Raw genomic sequence first — 16,377 nt, forward strand, 5'->3', positions numbered from 1 at the left:
TCTCACGGTCCGGCGATCTTGAACGGCTGATCGATGGTCGCCGTCTTGCCGCTGTTGATGTCGTTGAAGTGGAAGCGTAGCACATAGTCGCCGGCAGGAGCCCCGGAGACGTCGATGGTCAGGGTTGAATAGATCTCCTGGTTCTTCAGGTAGCCGGTGAAGGTGAAGTCGCCAAACGCTTTCTGCCCGGCGAGGATCTTGCCGGCGGGATTGAGGATGTCGAAGTCGACGGTGAAGCGCGTTTCCAGCTTGTCCTTGGCGGATGCCGCTTTCCAGGTAAGGCCGACAGGTTCGACATAGGAAACGATGGTTTCCCCCGCCTTGAAGACCGCGCCGTCCTTTGGTTCGTACATGGCATATCCGGCCGGTTCCTTGGTGATGAAGACGGCCTTGCCGATGGAAAAGGGCAGCGTCTGCGAAAAGTCGCCGACGGCCTGCCTCAAGAGCTCTCTCGCCTTGGTCGCATCACCTGATGTTGCCAGTTGCTCGGCCTTGGTGGCAGCCTCGACGAGCGGTCCGGCGTCTGCCTCTAGAGACATGCAGAGCATGCTTGCCGCGGCCACGACCGCCAGCATTGACCGATGTTTCGCCATGACACTCCCCTTTGCCCCGTTGATCCGACTTTCGGCATCTGCCGCATCTCATCAAGACGATAGGGCCGGCGCCGCAATGGTCAATGTTTCCAGAAGATTGGCGTCGCAATAACCAGCACGGTCAGCACTTCCAGACGGCCCAGGAGCATCATCAGCGACAGCAGATAGAGTTCGGGGTCCTGCAGCGTCGAAAAGTTGCCGGCCGGGCCGATCAGGTTGCCAAGGCCGGGCCCGACATTGGACAGGCAGGTGATGACCGCCGAAGTCGCCGTGATGAAGTCATAGCCAAGCGCGCCCATGCCGAGGCTGCCCAGTACCCACAGCAGGATGTAGGTGGTGAAAAACAGGAAGATTGCGCGCTGTGTATCGGCATCGACGGTGTTGCGGCCGTAGCGGACCGCGTAGATCGCGTTTGGATAGATGAGCTTGTTGAGGCCTGACCCGATGGCGCTGAAGAGAACGACGAAGCGATAGGCCTTGATGCCCCCGGCCGTCGATCCGGAACAGCCGCCCATGAAGGTAGCGATGAAGGCAACCATCACCACGAACGGCCCCCACAGGCTGTAGTCCTCGCTGGCATAGCCGCTGGTCGACAGGATCGAGGTTATGTTGAAGAAGGAATGGGCAAGCGCCAGGTGAAACTCGACGCCGTTGGCAAGCCGGTGATAGATCGCGACGGCGATCGAAAACGCGCTGAGATATCCGAGAAAGACAATGATCTGCGGATCGCGCAAAGCATCGAGGCGGCCGCGCACGACGAGCACGATCAGGATCGAGAACGGCAGGCTGCACAGCGCCATGAAGAAGGTCGCCGTCCACAGAAGCGGGATACTGCCGAAGTAGCCGAAGGATGCGTCATGGGTGGAAAAGCCACCGGTCGCCACCGTCGACATCGCATGATTGATGGCGTCGAACCGGTTCATGCCAGCCATGTTGTAGGCGACCGTGCAAAGCACCGTGATCGAGACGTAGATCAGCAGGAAGGCGCGGCTGAAGCTGGCCAGCCGCGCGAACGGCTTGTCGCTGGTATCGGAGGATTCCATCTTGAAGAACGACATGCCGCCAACCCTGAGGTAGGGAATGATGAACAGGCCGAGCACGACGATCCCGATGCCGCCAAGCCAGCAGAGCAGCGAACGCCAGAGGAGCAATCCGGGAGGCGCGTCGTCGAGGCCGACGATGACGGTCGATCCGGTGGTGGTGATCGCGGAGACGGACTCAAAAAGCGCCTGCGCGAAATCGAGTTTCAGCGAGGACAGCCACAACGGTATGGCGCCGACCACCGAAAAAACGGCCCACAACATGTTCACCAGCACAAACCCGAATTTCTTCGAGAAGGGCGGTGGCCCTGTGCGCGTCGCCATGAACGTCGCGGCAGACAGCCCGCCGACCATGAAAGCGGATACGGCGAAAATCCGCCAATCCGGATGACCGTAGTAGAGATCGACCATCGCGGGCACCAGCATCGCCAGCGACAGATAGAGGCCTAGGATCGCCGATATATGCACAGCGTGCCGGATCAGGGTGGCGTTCAAGCGTTCAATGTCCCGGATATGGATCTGCGTGATCTGGCGAGGCGCAAGGCAATGACAGTCTCGCCCGGCGGCCGATTCGTGTCAAAGCGATGGCCTCAGTCGCTGCAATGTGCAATAGCGGCTGCCAACGGCAAACTCAATGGATGGCCTTCACGTGACCAAGCAGGATGTTGACAACGCGACCGCGGCGATGCGCGATATTTTCCCGGCCACGCCGCTGCAATTGAACGAACATCTGAGCGCCCGCTACGGCGCCAATATCTTCCTCAAGCGCGAGGACCTTTCGCCGGTTCGTTCCTACAAGATCCGTGGCGCGTTCAATTTCTTCCGCAAGGTGCTGGGGGACGGCGCGACGGCCAAGACCTTCGTGTGTGCGTCGGCTGGCAATCACGCCCAGGGCTTCGCCTTCGTCTGCCGGCACTTCGGTGTGCCCGGCGTCGTCTTCATGCCAGTGACAACGCCGCAACAGAAGATCGACAAGACCCGCATGTTCGGCGGCGAGTTCATCACCATCCGCCTGGTCGGTGACATCTTCGATCAATGCTACAAGGCCGCGCGTGATCACGTTGAAACGATCGATGGTGTGATGGTGCCGCCGTTCGACCACCTTGATATCATCGAGGGGCAGGCAACCGTTGCCGCCGAGATCGCCGAGCAGCTGCCCGAAGGTGTCAGGCCCGACCTCGTCGTGCTGCCGGTGGGCGGCGGTGGCCTTTCGGCCGGCGTCACCGGCTATCTGAGAGACGATATCGCCGCTGACCACTTCGTGTTTTGCGAACCGTCCGGCGCGCCGAGCCTCAGGCAGAGCCTCGAGACCGGCAGCCTTGTGACGCTCGACCAGGTCGACAATTTTGTCGATGGCGCAGCTGTGGGCCGGATCGGCGATCTGAATTTCGCCGCTCTTCGCCGCTTCTCCGCCGATCAGGTCATGTTGCTGCCGGAAAACGCGATCTGCATGACGATCATCGATATGCTGAACGTGGAGGGAGTCGTGCTCGAGCCCGCCGGCGCCCTGTCGATCACCGCGCTGGAAGCGATCGGTCGTGACAAGCTCGAGGGCAAGACCGTTGTTGCGGTCGTCTCCGGTGGCAACTTCGATTTCGAGCGTCTGCCCGACGTCAAGGAACGGGCGATGCGGCACGCGGGGCTCAAGAAATACTTTATCCTGCGCATGGCGCAGCGACCGGGAGCGTTGCGCGATTTCCTCAATCTGCTCGGCGACGAGGATGACATCTCGCGTTTCGAATACCTGAAGAAGTCCGCCCGCAACTTCGGTTCGATCCTCATCGGCATCGAGACCAGGCACGCGGAGAACTTCCCGGTTCTGAAGTCGCGGTTCGACGCGGCCGGCCTGCGCTACCAGGACATCACCGAAAACGAAATTCTCTCCAATCTGATCATATGATGGCTGCGGTCTGGGCAGAGTGCCGGCATCGGCACTTTCGCTTTGACAGCTTTGATTACCACGGCTAAGTCTTGCTCATGGCATCTTTTTTCTCAAAACTGTTCGGCCGTTCCGGCTCCACCGAAACCGAATCGCACGTCGCATCGGGCAAGACCGAGGCCTATGCGGAGTGCACGATCCGTGCGACGCCGATGCGCGAAGGCGCTCAGTTCCGCCTGGCTGGCAGCATCGAGAAGTCGATCGGTGAAGGTGGCGTGCGGGTCCGCAGCTTCATTCGCGCCGACCTGTTCACGTCAGAGCAGGATGCGATCGATGCCACCTTCCGCAAGGGACGCCAGATCATCGACCAGACAGGGCCGTCGCTGTTTTCCGACGACGCGCAGTCGCGGCAGGTCTGATCCGTCACAGCACTCTCTTCGAGATGCTTTAAACAAATAATACAGCGGCTTGGCGCCGGACTCTCGTCTGTTTTTTTAAAGCGCGCGAAACGCCGTGTTGCGCGGTGATTGCACGCAGCAAGCCGTTGCCGCCATTTCTGCAGACATCCTCCCATGCGCACCCCAGTCTCGGCACCGGGCGGAATGTGCCCCCGCATGGCGGGGGCACTAAGGTCACAGCTTGATGCGGAAGCGGGCAAATCCATCGGCAGCTTCGCCCGCGTCTTCGATGGTCACGCCCTTCACGGCTGACAGGAACTGCCGTGCCTTCGGGCCGCTGTCGAAGGTGACGCTGGTGTCGGCAAGCGCGGCGAAGGTCCAGTTGGCGTCCGCCGCCGGATTGATCGTTCCCTGGTCGATGATGTAGCGCACCACGACGTCGCGGTTGGTATCGGGCGCCACGAAGACAACCTTGTCGGCAGCGATATCGGGGAAGTGGCCGCCGCCGCCAGCACGGTAGTTGTTCGTCGCGACGACGAATTTTTGCGCTGGATCAATCGGTTGTCCGTTATAGCTCAAGTTCTTGATGCGATTGGCCGACGGATTGATCGTATTGCCGTCCTTGTCGAACTTCGGCGGTTCGGAGACGTCGATCTGGTAGGTGACGCCGTCGATGACATCGAAGTTATAGGACGGGAAGTCGCCATTGATCAGGGCTGAATCCGACGCGCCGGCCTTGATCTGGTTGAAGATGCCGGCAGACATTTCCAGCCAGTTGCGCACCTGCTCGCCGGTAACGACCACCGCCTGGACCGTGTTGGGGTAGAGGTAGAGGTCGGCGACGTTCTTGATGGCGATGTCGCCGGCGGGCACGTCGGTGTAGTAGTCGGCGCCCCCGCGACCACCGGCCTTGAACGGCGCTGCGGCCGACAGCACGGGCAGGTCCTTGTGCTCCGTGTCCTTCAGCATGTCCTTGATGTACCAGGTCTGCGCCTGGCTCACGATCTGGACGGACGGGTCGTCGGCGACGAGCGCGAAATAGGAATAGAGCGGGACTGCACTCTTGCCGACGGGCGTGCGGACATAGGCAAGCGTCGCCTCGTGCTCCTTTTGCGCTGCCGCCAGAACCTCCGGCTTGTCGGCGACGTTTGCGATGACTTTCTTGTCCTCGCGCCGATAGATCGGACGTGCTTCGCTGGTGGAACTGACGACGCGCCAGGCACCGCCTTCGCGTTCGATGAGCAGATCGATGAGGCCGAGATGCGAACCCCAGAACCCGCCCATGACGCCGGGCTTGCCGGAAATCAGCCCCTTGGCGTTGTCGACGCCGGCAATCTTGTCGAACTTCGGCCCGGGGAAATCGAGATGGCTATGGCCGGTGACGATGGCGTCGATCCCTTCTATTGCGGCCAGTGGTACGGACGCATTTTCGAGGTTCTCGGCATAGTCCTGCTGGCCGATGCCCGAGTGCGAAAGTGCGATGACGATATCGGCGCCTTCCTCACGCATCTGCGGAACCCAGGCTTGCGCCGCCTTGACGATATCACGGGCATTTGCCTTGCCATGGAGGTGCTTGGCGTCCCAGCTCATGATCTGTGGCGGCACGAAACCGATGAGGCCGACGCGGATTGCATGTTCAGTGCCGGCGCCGTCCTTCACCTTGCGGTCGAGGATGACATAGGGCTTCAGGAACAATTGATCCTGGCGGGCGTCGGCTGCGAGCGCCCCTTTGGTCAGGTTGGCGCAGACCAGCGGGAAGTTCGCACCGGCGAGGACCTTGAACATGAAATCAAGGCCGTAGTTGAATTCATGGTTGCCAAGCGTGCCGCAATCGTAGCCGAGCACGTTCATCGCCGCGATGACGGGATGGATATCGCCGTCCTTCATGCCGCGCTGATAGGCGATGTAGTCGCCCATAGGATTGCCCTGCAGGAAGTCGCCGTTGTCGACGAGGATCGAGTTGGTGGCCTCGGCGCGGATTGCGTCGACGATCGAGGCCGTGCGCGCCAGCCCCAGCGTGTCGTTCGGCTTGTCGCCATAGTAGTCATAGGGAAAGACGTGAACGTGCAGGTCCGTCGTTTCCATGATGCGCAGATGCGCCTGGTTGGCGGCAGCACGGACGGAGAAGGGGTGAAGCATGATGAGCGCCGACGTGGCCGCGACGCCGGATAGAAGCGAGCGGCGCGAGAGATGGAACGGGGATGTGGTCGATTGCATGCTTACCCTCCATTGATGAATGCCATTGCGGATGCAATCCGCAGTTTCGTGCGTGTTATGCGAACCACGTTGGGTTGGGCGCGACTATGCCGGAAAGGCAACACTTCGCAAAGCAGTTGATTCTTGCATGTCTAATGGCGGCGGTGTCGGGTCGGGCTAAAGTTTTCTTTAAGCTTTCGGCCTAACGGTCGAGTTGGCGAAACCGGAACTTTTTCAACAGCATGCCCAACGCCAATCTTGTTATTTTCGTCGGCGAAGCACTGGTCTACGTGACCGCGATGATCTGGCTGTTGCAGTTGCGTGCCCGGCTTGGTCTCGGCGTCTTCGTCGCAGCGCTCGGGGTCATGCATTTTATCGAGACCTACCTGGCGTCGGTCTTCTATGTGCAGCTTCCGTTCGGGATCGTGTCACCGGGTTCGGTGGTGCTTTTTTCCGGCAAGCTGATGATCATCCTGCTGCTCTACGTGAAGGAGGATGCGGCCACGGTCCGCCAGCCGATTTACGGCCTGCTCGCCGGAAACCTGCTCATGGTCATCCTCAGCCTGCTGCTGCGGCAGCACGAGACCGTCTCGATCGTACCAGGCCGCACGCCCGACATCGCCCTGATCGATGAAATGGGCGGGCTGATGGTGTGGGGGACCTTGGTTCTCTACCTCGACACGCTGCTGATCATTCTGCTCTACGAGCGCCTCGGCAAATGGTTGCGTCGTTTCGCAATCCTCCGGTTCCTCGTTTGCGGCGTCGTTATCCTCAGTTTCGATCAGCTGGCATTCTACGCGGCGCTGCACTGGCTGAACGATGCGCCCACTTCGGTGCTGTGGGGAGGATGGATCGCCAAGATGCTGGCCGCAATATTCTATGCGGTGGCGATCGGCCTTTATCTCAATGTATCGCGCCATCCGTTCCTGGCGATGTCCGACCGGCCGCTTGGCGATATCTTCAACGACCTGACCTTCCGCGAACGCTATGAGGATCTTCTGTCGCGCTCCGGCCAGGACACCCTGACCGGATGCCTCGATCGCAGCCGTTTCGATATCGAGGGGCCACAGATGTTGCGCGCCGCCGTCGCTTCGAAAACGCCGGTCAGCCTGCTGATCCTCGACGTCGACCACTTCAAGGGGGTCAACGATCGTTTCGGCCATCAGGAAGGAGACCGCATTCTGCAAAAGCTGGTGGAAGTGATGAAACGGCACCTGCGCGAGGGCGACCTGTTGTTTCGCTACGGCGGCGAAGAGTTCGTCGTCCTGTGTCCGGGACTGGCGCATGCCGATGCGCTGGGCCATGCCGAAACAATCCGGGTGGCGGTGTCGGCCGGTGTCTTCACGGCCGATGAGCAAGCGGTCACCGCCAGCATCGGGTTGTCATCGACGCCAGAGGATGGTGCGAGCATCGAGCATCTACTATCAGCGGCCGACCTCAGGCTCTACGCGGCAAAGGGACGGGGCCGCGACTGCGTCGTCGGCCGCTAAAGGATGCTGCCGCTCATATGCCGACATTCGGTCTGTCGATGATTTCGCGCAGGGAAAAGCTGGAGTTGATCTTCACCACATGCGGCAAGGCGGAAAGCCAGTCCCGATGGATGCGCTCGTAGTCCTGCAGGTCCTTGGCCGCGACCCTCAGGATGTAATCGTATTCGCCCGACATGAGGTAACAGACGAGCACATTGGGACAGAGTTTCACCGCCGCCTCGAACTCGGCCAGTGTTTTTGCAAACTGTCCGGACAGCGAAATATGTACGATCACCATGATCTGGTAGTCGAGCGCCTTGTGCGCGAGCCGGGCATGGTAGCCGCTGATCGTGCCGGATTTCTCAAGGATATCGACGCGGCGCGAACAGGCCGAAGGTGAGAGCCCGACCTTGGCGGCGAGGTCCGCATTCGAGATCCTGCCGTTCTGCTGAAGAATGCGCAGAATCGCATGATCGATGGCATCAAGTTCGCTCATTCGCAGCTTCCATCAAATTCCAGCCAAAAGGCGCAATCTTCTTCGAAAGTGATGCCTCGGCGAAGGCATCTTTGCAAGGACATTCGTTTCGTCGCGTGTTTTGCTGAGTGGGCGTCAATGAGGCGAAAATTGCCCACAACAGGAGAGGAACGCTCGATGCGTGTCGGTTGCCCGAAGGAAATCAAAAACCATGAATACCGAGTCGGCCTGACCCCCGGGTCGGTACGTGAATATGTCGCTCACGGCCACGAGGTTATCGTTGAAACCAAGGCAGGAGCGGGGATCGGCGCGGATGACGATACCTACCGTGCCGCTGGCGCGAAGATTGTCGCGACGGCAAAGGATGTGTTCGAAAAATCGGACATGATCGTCAAGGTCAAGGAGCCGCAGCCTTCCGAATGGGCGCAGCTGCGCGAAGGCCAAATTCTCTATACCTATCTGCATCTCGCCCCGGATCCGGAACAGACCAAGGGTCTGATCAACTCCGGCGTCACCGCGATCGCCTATGAAACCGTCACCGACGAGCGAGGCGGTCTGCCGCTTCTGGCGCCGATGTCGGAAGTCGCCGGGCGTCTCGCCATTCAGGCCGGTGCGACGTCGTTGCAGAAGGCCAATGGCGGCCGCGGCATCCTGCTCGGCGGTGTGCCCGGCGTGCTTCCAGCAAAGGTCGCGATCATCGGCGGTGGGGTCGTTGGCCTTCACGCGGCCCGAATGGCAGCCGGCCTTGGCGCCGATGTCGCCATCCTCGATCGCTCCATTCCTCGCCTGCGCCAGCTCGACGATATTTTCGGCGGTCGTGTCCACACCCGGTACTCGACCATCGACGCGCTCGAGGATGAGGTCTTCTCGGCCGATCTGGTCATCGGCGCCGTTCTCATCCCCGGCGCCGCAGCGCCGAAGCTGGTCACGCGCGAAATGCTGACCGGGATGAAGAAGGGGGCGGTCATCGTCGACGTCGCCATCGATCAGGGCGGTTGTTTCGAGACATCGCACGCAACCACCCATTCCGACCCGACATACGAAGTCGACGGGATCGTGCATTACTGCGTTGCCAACATGCCGGGCGCCGTGCCCGTAACGTCGGCCCATGCGCTGAACAATGCGACACTGCACTATGGCCTGCAATTGGCCGACCGCGGCCTGAAGGCCATCGCCGAAGACCGGCACCTGCGCGCCGGCCTCAACGTCCATCGTGGACGCGTCACCAACGGCCCGGTCGCAGAGGCCCTGGGCTACGACGCCTACGCGCCGGAAGCAGTGCTCAACGTCGCCTGACGCCCGACATGACGTCGGTCCGGCAACGGCCGGGCCGACGTTTCAGGCCGCTTCTATCCTGCATTGATAACAATTGCACCTGGCCGAGCGCACATGCACGCTTGCCACATCGGCCATGGCCAGCAGCTCCTGCGCACGCGTTTCGACCTCGTCCGCGGGAACGACGCTGCCGGTTCCATAGACGATGCGTTCGTCGCTGCCATAACCGCGCAGCAGAAAATCCTTGCCCGAAGCCAGGATCGGCGGTCGCACCGCCTCGTCATAGGCGGGGCAATTGTCGGCATGCATGAACACCGGACCCGTCTCGGCATAGGGTTGCAGAGACGTGAAGGGCCGCATCGAAAAAATCAGGAAGGCTTCGCCTGCGTCGACATTGCGCAGGCAGTGGCGGCACGGCACGCCGTCGCCGTCGGATATCTGCCGTTCCGGCAGGTTGCCATAGGCATCTTTCCCGCCCTGTCGCAGCTGCTCGGCCACTGGTGTGGATATCGGGATATAGCGCAAGGCCATCGGTGCATCTCCTTGATCATCGGTCGGAGCGCTCTGTGCTCCGACCGATGCGGGGATGACACCCGTTTCTTGCCGCTCTGCGCCGATCAGAGGTTTTTGGCGAAGGCGAGCAATTCTTGGTCGGTTAGCGGCTCGACGGTCGCTTCGCGGGTGGCCACGGGCGAGAAGCCGAATTGCTGATAGAGCTGCAGCGCCCGCGGGTGGTCGAGGTTGTTCGTCGTTACCGTCACCTTGCGCGGGTTCAACGTCCAGGCTGCAAACAGCGTTTGCAGGAGGAACCACTTGCCGAGCCCGAGCCCAAGGGCATGCTCCATCAAGCCGAAATGGGTGAGTTCGACAACATCATCGTCGGCCTGGTGCAATTCGAAGAAGCCGGCAGGCGCACCGTTGACATAGAGCACGGTGACGCTGGTGCGTTTGTCGGCGAGCAGTGCCGAAAGCTTGTCGTCGCTCATGCGCAAGCGATCGGCCCAGTGCCAGCGCTTGCCGACGCGCAGGTAGAGAAAGCGATAGTAGTTGAGCGGAATGTCCGACACGCGCAGGATCGCCGTCTGGATATTGACCGGCATCGGCAGGCTCTGCTTCGGCGGTGCGGTCATTTCCAGTTCGGTGACATGCGCCGTCAGCGAGGCGAGTTTGGTTGGGCGCATGATCTCACTCGCTGCCGGTCACGATTGTAGTATCCGGGCGCCCGCCCCATTCCGACCAGGACCCGTCGTAGAGCGTATTGTCGGTGTGGCCGAGGGATTGCAGCGCCAGCGTAATGATGGCCGCCGTAACGCCCGAGCCGCAGGTGGTCACCACTGGCTTCGAAAGATCGATGCCCGCGTCGGCGAACGTCTTGCGCAGCGTGTCCAGATCCTTGAACTTGCCGTTCTCCGAAAACGTGGTCGAGGGCAGGCTGCGTGCACCCGGCATGTGACCGGAGCGCATTCCGGCGCGTGGCTCCGCCTCCACTCCGAGGAAGCGCCCGGCACCCCGTGCATCGGCAATCTGGATCGTACCCGACTTGACGATATCCGTCATGCGATCGAAGGACGTGACCGCCGAAGGCGTGAAGGTGGCGTTGAACGTGACCGAGGTCGGCGAGGGGACGTCCGTCGTGACAGGGCGACCGTCCCTGTTCCAGCCATCCATGCCGCCATCGAGCACGTAGACGTCCTTTGCCCCCATGATGCGCAGCATCCACCACACGCGCGGCGCCGTCATGATGCCCGGGCCGTCATAGACGACGATCGTATCGGTCTCGCTGACGCCGAGCTTTCCGACGGCCTCGGCGAAGGCTGCCGGCGTCGGCAGCGTATGCGGCAGGCCACTGGTATGATCGGCGATGGCATCCTGGTCGAAGAACACGGCACCGGGAATATGCCCTGCATCGTATTCCGCCTTGGGGTTTCTGTTCTGCGCGGGCAGATACCAGGCGGCATCGAGAATACGAACTTTCGGATCGCCAAGCCTTTGTTGCAGCCAGTCGGGAGAAACGACGAAAGCACTTTTGTTGTTGGTCATGGTCGTATCTTTCCTGTTCAGATTGCCTGGCGGTCGTCTGCCGTGCCGAAGCGGATGCGGAAGCGGCGGTTTTCCTTACCCTTCTTTTCGATCTTGGCGATGTGGATCGCGCCGACTTCCTGTGTTTCCGACACATGCGTGCCGCCGCAGGGCTGGCTGTCGATCGCCGAGTTCTCGCCAATGCAGACAAGGCTGACGCGGCCAAGGCCGATGGGCGGGCGGACGTTCTTCGATTTGACGATCCCGGGATTGGCCGCAAGCTCTTCGTCCGTGATCCACTGCAGGTAGACCGGGTGGTTCTCGTCGATGAGTTTTTTCAGCGCCGCTGTCACCTCGTCCTTGTCGATCGTTTCGCTCATGTCGAAATCGACCCGGCTTTCGTCTTCGCCAACGGCGGCCCCGGTGATCGGGAAGGGGCAGACGACGGAAAGCAGATGGCAGGCCGTGTGCATGCGCATCAGCCGGTAGCGGCGCGGCCAGTCGATATGCAGGACAAGCTTCTCTCCGACCGCGGGGGTCGGTTGCCCTTCCGCCGGCACGTGAATGATGACGTCCTTGGTGGCGCCATGGCGAGCAACCGCAATATCGATGCGGCTGCCGTCGCTGCGCTCCAGGAAACCGCTATCGCCAGGCTGCCCCCCCGATGTGGCGTAGAAGCAGGTCTGATCAAGCTCGATGCCGCCATCCTCCAGAATTCCGCTGACACTTGCTTCGCAAGTCGAGAGGTAGAAGTCTTCGCGGAAGAGGGCAGTCACGGTCTTGGTCATCGCAAATCTTATCCGACTGATTCGTATGGAACGGTGATGCTTGAGGATCCCTTCAACCAGGCCGGGACAGGCAGGCCCTTCGAGGCCAGGAAGTCCGGATTGAAGAGTTTCGATTGATAGCGGTTACCATAGTCGCAGAGGATCGTCACGATCGTATGTCCCGGGCCAAGCTCCCTGGCGAGGCGCACGGCGCCTGCAATGTTGATGCCCGTCGATCCGCCGACGCAGATACCTTCCCGTTCAATCAGGTCGAAGACCAGTGGAACCGCTTCTGCATCGGAGATCTGATAGGAAAAATCGGGCGTGAAGCCTTCGAGATTGGCGGTGACGCGGCCCTGGCCGATACCTTCCGTGATCGAGCTTCCGCTCGCCTTCAATTCGCCGTGCGCATAAAAATTGTAGAGCGCGGCACCGTCCGGGTCCGCCAGGCCGATCTTGATTTCGGGGTTCTTCGCCCTCAGTCCCTGCGCCACGCCAGCAAGCGTGCCGCCGGAGCCGACAGCGCAGATGAAGCCGTCGACCTTGCCGCCGGTGTCGCGCCAGATTTCCGGGGCGGTTGTCGCGACATGGGCGTCACGGTTGGCGACATTGTCGAATTGGTTCGCCCAGATGGCGCCGTTCGGCTCGGTCTTGGCCAGTTCAGCAGCGAGACGCCCGGAGATTTTCACGTAGTTGTTCGGGTTCTTATAGGGGACGGCTGGCACTTCGACGAGCTCGGCGCCAAGCAGCCGCAGCGCGTCCTTCTTTTCCTGGCTCTGGGTTTCAGGAATGACGATGACTGTTCGGTAGCCCAAGGCCTGGGCGACCAGCGCCAGGCCAATCCCGGTATTTCCGGCGGTGCCTTCGACAATGACGCCGCCCGGCTTCAACTGTCCGGTCTTCTCTGCCTCGCGGATGATCCAGAGCGCGGCGCGGTCCTTGACCGACTGTCCCGGATTGAGGAATTCCGCCTTGCCGAGGATCGTGCAGCCGGTCGCCTCCGATACGGTTTTAAGCCGGATCAGGGGCGTGTTGCCGATTGCTTCGAGTACGGACGGAAGAATGGCCATTTGCAGAACCTCGTGCTTGTGAACGGCCGCCAAAGCGGGCCGCGTTACCGAAGAAAAACGCCGTGCGGCCGGCGAATATTGAGACCGCTGCCGGATCGCCGAAATATTGGCGTGTTTTCGGCTCAGCCTGCTTTCCAGGCAAGAAATAGCGTTTCACCGCTGCCCTGTCCCGAACAAAAAACGTCTTCAAGGGGAAAGCTTAGGGTTGCGGCAGCTCCGGGTGAGCGCAGGTCGTTGGAGAGGATTGGTCCGGGCCGGGCATGTCGTTCCTGGCCCCTTGAGTTGAGCGTGCACCGCGCGGGTGCGTGCCGAGGTATGAGCAATGAGTATGCACAGGGTAAATTCCGAACATGGCTTGGCTTGGGTAACGGGCGCGAGTTCGGGTATGGGCCGGGCCTTGGCGCTCCGGTTGGTCCGGGATGGCTATTCGGTGGTCGTCACATCAAGAAACCACGACAGATTGGTGGCTCTGCAGCAGGAGGCCGCCGCCGAAGGGCGCATCATTGTTCTCGATGGTGACGTCACCGATCCGCAGGACATGGAGCGCGTGCTTGCGTCAATTGAATATGACCATGGTGATCTATCGCTCGCCGTCTTTACGGCTGATGTCGCTATTCCGGTGCGGGGGGACGATCTCCACCGCGAGGCATTCGAGCAGAGTTTTGCCGTCAATGTGAACGGTGTCGTCAACTGTCTGCTGCCGGCGGTGGCTCACATGAAGGCGAGGGGGCAGGGCCACATCGCCATTGTTTCGGGGGTCGCCGGTTACCGCGGCTTGCCCGGGAACGCGGCCTATGGTGCCACGAAGGCAGCCCTCATCAATATGGCGGAGAGCCTGAAGCCAGATCTGGAGCGGATCGGCATTCGCCTGCAGTTGATCATCCCCAGACCGGTCGAAGCGACGGGATCGGCTCGGCTCGGATTTCCCGGCGTGGCCGCCATCAGCGCGGATGCGGCCGCCGGACAGATCGTTGCGGGTCTGAGGTCGAAGCATTTCGAGATCAGTTTGCCAAATGCAACGACGGCGATGACAAGGCTGGCGCGGTGGTTGCCCTATGGCGCATATTGCTCGCTGATCGAACGGTTGACCCGAAAGAAGGGAATGCCGCCCGTCTCGACGGTCAAATCCGCCAAGAGCGCTGAGCGGCCACCTCAGGCCGTGTGAAGCACCAGGACCGCGCCGAAGATCAGCGCGAGGCCGACCCAGCCGATCGGCTTCAGCTTCTGGCCGAAAAGCAGGCGTCCGCAGATGGCCGTACCGAAGATCCCCGTTGCACCGAGAACCGCATAGGCGATCGCAAGCTCCATGCCTTTGACCGCTTCCGCGAGGAAGGCAAAGGCAGCCAGAACCAGGACGATGGAAAGTGCGCCCCAGCCACGGCGGGCAAAACCGTTGGATTTCGTCGAGGCAAGATTTGCGGCGATATCGAGGATGCCCGCGATGACGGCAAAGATGAAATAAATGCTAGGCGCGCTCATCGGCTGCTCCTTCTGATGTCGGAGCGTCTTCGTCACGGTATTCCCCGGCATTGACCAGCAAGATGCCGACGACCGCCATCGACAAGCCGAGCATCTCCCGGCCGGTCAGCACATGGCCGAACACGAAGACCGAAACGAGCGTGATGATCGCGACGCCTGATCCCTCCCATATGGCATAGGCCACGCCAACCGAAATGGTCTTCACGGCCTTTGCCAGGAAGACGTAGGAAAGCGCGATGGAGACGTACATCACCACGTGGCCCACATAGGAGCCATTGGCGGATGCGGCCTTCATAGCCGTCAGGCCCGCCACTTCGGTTGCGATGGCGAGCGCCAGGAAAAACCATGCAAGGCGCATGAGGAACCTTCAAGAAGAGATCTGGATCGGTTGCCTCTTAGGCGTTGTCGCGCGATCGGTAAAGCCTGCGGGTGGATCGGCTTACTCGAAGACGATCTGGCGCACATCGATATTGCGCGCGCGAAAGCCGGCTTCGCAGTAATAGAAATAGAATTCCCACAGCCGCTTGAAGCGAAGATCGAAGCCCAGCGGCTCGATCTTGCTCCACACGGACCAGAAGCGCTGCCGCCACTCGCCGAGCGTGCGGGCGTAGTCGCCACCAAAGCCGAAATCGTTGATCATGCGCAAACCGACATTGCGCCCGAGATCGACCAGGTGTTCGCGTGTCGGCAGCATGCCTCCGGGAAAAACGTATTTCTGGATGAAATCCGGATTGGCGCGATATTCCTCGTAGGCTTCCGGCTTGATGGTGATGATCTGCAGGCCGGCCTTGCCGCCCGGTTTCAGACAGCGCTTCAGCTGTGCGAAATAGGTCGACCAGAATTTTTCCCCGACGGCCTCGAACATCTCGATCGAGACGATTCGGTCGTACAGCCCCTTTGCCTCGCGATAGTCCTGGAATTTCAGCTCGACGCGGTCGGCGATGCCGGCTTTTTGCATGCGCTCGCGCGCAAAGGCCAGTTGCTCGCGACTGATGGTCAGGCCCGTCACCCTGCAGCCGATCTCGGTTGCGGCAAATTCTGCAAATCCACCCCAGCCGCACCCGATCTCGAGCACGTGATCGCCCGGCCGCAGATTGGTCGCTTCGGCCAGCGCCCGATACTTGGCCGTCTGCGCCGATTGCAGATCGTTGGCCCCGGCCGCATAGAGCGCCGACGAATAGGTCATGCTCGGGTCGAGCCATTCACGGTAGAACGCATTGCCGAGGTCGTAGTGGGCGGAGATGTTGCGTTCGGCGCCTGTCTTGGTATTGGCGTTGCGCCAGTGAAGGAATTTCTCGAAGAGCCGCATCAGGCCGCGCACACGGTTCGGAAAGCGGTTCCCGATGTCGGCATTGACTAGGAAAAGCTCAAGAAACGCGCCGACGTCAGGGCTGTCCCAATCGCCGTCGATATAGCTTTCCGCAGCACCGATGGTGCCGCCGGTTATGGCCCTGTGCGGCAGGTTCCAGTTGTGCAGCGTCACGATGGCGCAGGGCCCAGGCTGCTTGCCCTTGACCCGAAGCCGGCGGCCGTCGGGCAGGGAGAGCGCCAGAGCGCCGGCCTGAAGATGCACAAGGCCGCGCAGCACCAGCTGCGCCTTGAGCGGCAAGTCCTTGAGCACTTGTGAGAGATTGTCCGCCGAAAGGAGCTCGGCGTTGTCGAATTCGGCAAAGCTGGATTCGGTATCGTGCATGAATCACCCTCCGGCAATCGTTGC

17 protein-coding genes are annotated in these 16,377 nt (G+C 61.0%); 5 read left to right on the forward strand and 12 right to left on the reverse strand.

The genetic code is table 11. The features are described from left to right. Positions 1-2: 2 nt before the first annotated feature. Both RTP54_RS08440 and RTP54_RS08445 read right to left on the reverse strand, forming a co-directional pair. Positions 3-575 (reverse strand): hypothetical protein, encoded by a 573-nt coding sequence (locus tag RTP54_RS08440; RefSeq protein ID WP_409517119.1) that lies wholly within the window; start codon positions 573-575, stop codon positions 3-5. A gap of 98 nt (positions 576-673) precedes the next feature. Beyond that, entirely contained in the window at positions 674-2,128 is a 1,455-nt protein-coding gene (locus RTP54_RS08445; RefSeq protein WP_312361963.1) for a TrkH family potassium uptake protein, read from the reverse strand. Positions 2,129-2,267: 139 nt separating this feature from the next. Between RTP54_RS08445 and ilvA the strand changes: the two genes are divergently transcribed. Continuing rightward, positions 2,268-3,533: a threonine ammonia-lyase gene (gene ilvA / locus RTP54_RS08450; RefSeq protein ID WP_312361965.1), complete on the forward strand. Its 1,266-nt coding sequence runs from the start codon at positions 2,268-2,270 to the stop codon at positions 3,531-3,533. Between the two features lie 77 nt (positions 3,534-3,610). After that, positions 3,611-3,931, forward strand: coding sequence for an HlyU family transcriptional regulator (locus tag RTP54_RS08455; protein ID WP_112815447.1), 321 nt, complete (start codon positions 3,611-3,613; stop codon positions 3,929-3,931). A gap of 213 nt (positions 3,932-4,144) precedes the next feature. On the opposite strand, the gene RTP54_RS08460 is transcribed toward RTP54_RS08455, so the two are convergent. Beyond that, positions 4,145-6,127, reverse strand: a complete 1,983-nt coding sequence (locus RTP54_RS08460; RefSeq protein ID WP_312361966.1) for a bifunctional 2',3'-cyclic-nucleotide 2'-phosphodiesterase/3'-nucleotidase — start codon at positions 6,125-6,127, stop codon at positions 4,145-4,147. Positions 6,128-6,348: 221 nt separating this feature from the next. On the opposite strand from RTP54_RS08460, the gene RTP54_RS08465 reads away from it, so the two are divergent. After that, entirely contained in the window at positions 6,349-7,596 is a 1,248-nt protein-coding gene (locus tag RTP54_RS08465; RefSeq protein WP_312361968.1) for a GGDEF domain-containing protein, read from the forward strand. A gap of 13 nt (positions 7,597-7,609) precedes the next feature. Here the strand turns inward: RTP54_RS08465 and RTP54_RS08470 are convergent, their stop codons facing one another. After that, the gene (locus RTP54_RS08470) at positions 7,610-8,071 is read right to left on the reverse strand and encodes an Lrp/AsnC family transcriptional regulator (protein ID WP_112805144.1); all 462 of its coding nucleotides are present in this window, start codon (positions 8,069-8,071) and stop codon (positions 7,610-7,612) included. Between the two features lie 156 nt (positions 8,072-8,227). Here RTP54_RS08470 and ald point away from each other — a divergent pair, with 156 nt between their 5' ends. Next, entirely contained in the window at positions 8,228-9,346 is a 1,119-nt protein-coding gene (ald, locus tag RTP54_RS08475; RefSeq protein WP_112815449.1) for an alanine dehydrogenase, read from the forward strand. 42 nt (positions 9,347-9,388) lie between these two features. On the opposite strand, the gene RTP54_RS08480 is transcribed toward ald, so the two are convergent. The 5 genes from RTP54_RS08480 to RTP54_RS08500 all read right to left on the reverse strand — a co-directional run bounded on the left by RTP54_RS08480 (position 9,389) and on the right by RTP54_RS08500 (position 13,181). Next, positions 9,389-9,856, reverse strand: coding sequence for a DUF1203 domain-containing protein (locus RTP54_RS08480; protein WP_312361971.1), 468 nt, complete (start codon positions 9,854-9,856; stop codon positions 9,389-9,391). An 86-nt stretch (positions 9,857-9,942) separates the two neighbouring features. Continuing rightward, the gene (locus RTP54_RS08485) at positions 9,943-10,506 is read right to left on the reverse strand and encodes a GNAT family N-acetyltransferase (RefSeq protein WP_112805138.1); all 564 of its coding nucleotides are present in this window, start codon (positions 10,504-10,506) and stop codon (positions 9,943-9,945) included. A gap of 4 nt (positions 10,507-10,510) precedes the next feature. Continuing rightward, positions 10,511-11,365, reverse strand: coding sequence for a 3-mercaptopyruvate sulfurtransferase (gene sseA, locus RTP54_RS08490; RefSeq protein ID WP_312361973.1), 855 nt, complete (start codon positions 11,363-11,365; stop codon positions 10,511-10,513). Between the two features lie 17 nt (positions 11,366-11,382). Beyond that, positions 11,383-12,132 (reverse strand): alanyl-tRNA editing protein, encoded by a 750-nt coding sequence (locus RTP54_RS08495; protein ID WP_312361974.1) that lies wholly within the window; start codon positions 12,130-12,132, stop codon positions 11,383-11,385. Between the two features lie 8 nt (positions 12,133-12,140). Continuing rightward, the gene (locus RTP54_RS08500; protein ID WP_312361975.1) at positions 12,141-13,181 is read right to left on the reverse strand and encodes a cysteine synthase A; all 1,041 of its coding nucleotides are present in this window, start codon (positions 13,179-13,181) and stop codon (positions 12,141-12,143) included. Between the two features lie 322 nt (positions 13,182-13,503). Here RTP54_RS08500 and RTP54_RS08505 point away from each other — a divergent pair, with 322 nt between their 5' ends. Then, positions 13,504-14,346, forward strand: coding sequence for an SDR family NAD(P)-dependent oxidoreductase (locus RTP54_RS08505; protein WP_312361977.1), 843 nt, complete (start codon positions 13,504-13,506; stop codon positions 14,344-14,346). Here the strand turns inward: RTP54_RS08505 and RTP54_RS08510 are convergent. The 3 genes from RTP54_RS08510 to RTP54_RS08520 form a co-directional block, all read right to left on the reverse strand. After that, the gene (locus RTP54_RS08510) at positions 14,334-14,660 is read right to left on the reverse strand and encodes an SMR family transporter (protein WP_112805128.1); all 327 of its coding nucleotides are present in this window, start codon (positions 14,658-14,660) and stop codon (positions 14,334-14,336) included. The two genes, RTP54_RS08505 and RTP54_RS08510, sit on opposite strands and share 13 nt — an antisense overlap. Then, positions 14,647-15,018, reverse strand: coding sequence for an SMR family transporter (locus tag RTP54_RS08515; RefSeq protein WP_112805126.1), 372 nt, complete (start codon positions 15,016-15,018; stop codon positions 14,647-14,649). Before RTP54_RS08515 ends, RTP54_RS08510 begins: the two co-directional genes overlap by 14 nt. 81 nt (positions 15,019-15,099) lie before the next feature. Then, positions 15,100-16,353: a cyclopropane-fatty-acyl-phospholipid synthase family protein gene (locus tag RTP54_RS08520; RefSeq protein ID WP_312361978.1), complete on the reverse strand. Its 1,254-nt coding sequence runs from the start codon at positions 16,351-16,353 to the stop codon at positions 15,100-15,102. Between the last annotated feature and the right edge of the window lie 24 nt (positions 16,354-16,377).

Origin of the sequence: Ensifer sp. (assembly GCF_031989085.1) — a bacterium.
In the GTDB taxonomy this organism is placed as follows: Bacteria; Pseudomonadota; Alphaproteobacteria; order Rhizobiales; family Rhizobiaceae; genus Ensifer.

Bases quoted from the DNA above. Each gene is read 5' to 3' on its own strand.
- RTP54_RS08495 (WP_312361974.1), bottom strand. From the start codon at position 12,132: ATGACCAAGACCGTGACTGCCCTCTTCCGCGAAGACTTCTACCTCTCG.
- RTP54_RS08480 (WP_312361971.1), bottom strand. From the start codon at position 9,856: ATGGCCTTGCGCTATATCCCGATATCCACACCAGTGGCCGAGCAGCTG.
- sseA (WP_312361973.1), bottom strand. From the start codon at position 11,365: ATGACCAACAACAAAAGTGCTTTCGTCGTTTCTCCCGACTGGCTGCAA.
- RTP54_RS08440 (WP_409517119.1), bottom strand. From the start codon at position 575: ATGCTGGCGGTCGTGGCCGCGGCAAGCATGCTCTGCATGTCTCTAGAG.
- RTP54_RS08510 (WP_112805128.1), bottom strand. From the start codon at position 14,660: ATGAGCGCGCCTAGCATTTATTTCATCTTTGCCGTCATCGCGGGCATC.
- ilvA (WP_312361965.1), top strand. From the start codon at position 2,268: ATGGATGGCCTTCACGTGACCAAGCAGGATGTTGACAACGCGACCGCG.
- RTP54_RS08465 (WP_312361968.1), top strand. From the start codon at position 6,349: ATGCCCAACGCCAATCTTGTTATTTTCGTCGGCGAAGCACTGGTCTAC.
- ald (WP_112815449.1), top strand. From the start codon at position 8,228: ATGCGTGTCGGTTGCCCGAAGGAAATCAAAAACCATGAATACCGAGTC.
- RTP54_RS08460 (WP_312361966.1), bottom strand. From the start codon at position 6,127: ATGCAATCGACCACATCCCCGTTCCATCTCTCGCGCCGCTCGCTTCTA.
- RTP54_RS08485 (WP_112805138.1), bottom strand. From the start codon at position 10,506: ATGCGCCCAACCAAACTCGCCTCGCTGACGGCGCATGTCACCGAACTG.
- RTP54_RS08470 (WP_112805144.1), bottom strand. From the start codon at position 8,071: ATGAGCGAACTTGATGCCATCGATCATGCGATTCTGCGCATTCTTCAG.
- RTP54_RS08515 (WP_112805126.1), bottom strand. From the start codon at position 15,018: ATGCGCCTTGCATGGTTTTTCCTGGCGCTCGCCATCGCAACCGAAGTG.
- RTP54_RS08520 (WP_312361978.1), bottom strand. From the start codon at position 16,353: ATGCACGATACCGAATCCAGCTTTGCCGAATTCGACAACGCCGAGCTC.
- RTP54_RS08455 (WP_112815447.1), top strand. From the start codon at position 3,611: ATGGCATCTTTTTTCTCAAAACTGTTCGGCCGTTCCGGCTCCACCGAA.
- RTP54_RS08500 (WP_312361975.1), bottom strand. From the start codon at position 13,181: ATGGCCATTCTTCCGTCCGTACTCGAAGCAATCGGCAACACGCCCCTG.
- RTP54_RS08505 (WP_312361977.1), top strand. From the start codon at position 13,504: ATGAGTATGCACAGGGTAAATTCCGAACATGGCTTGGCTTGGGTAACG.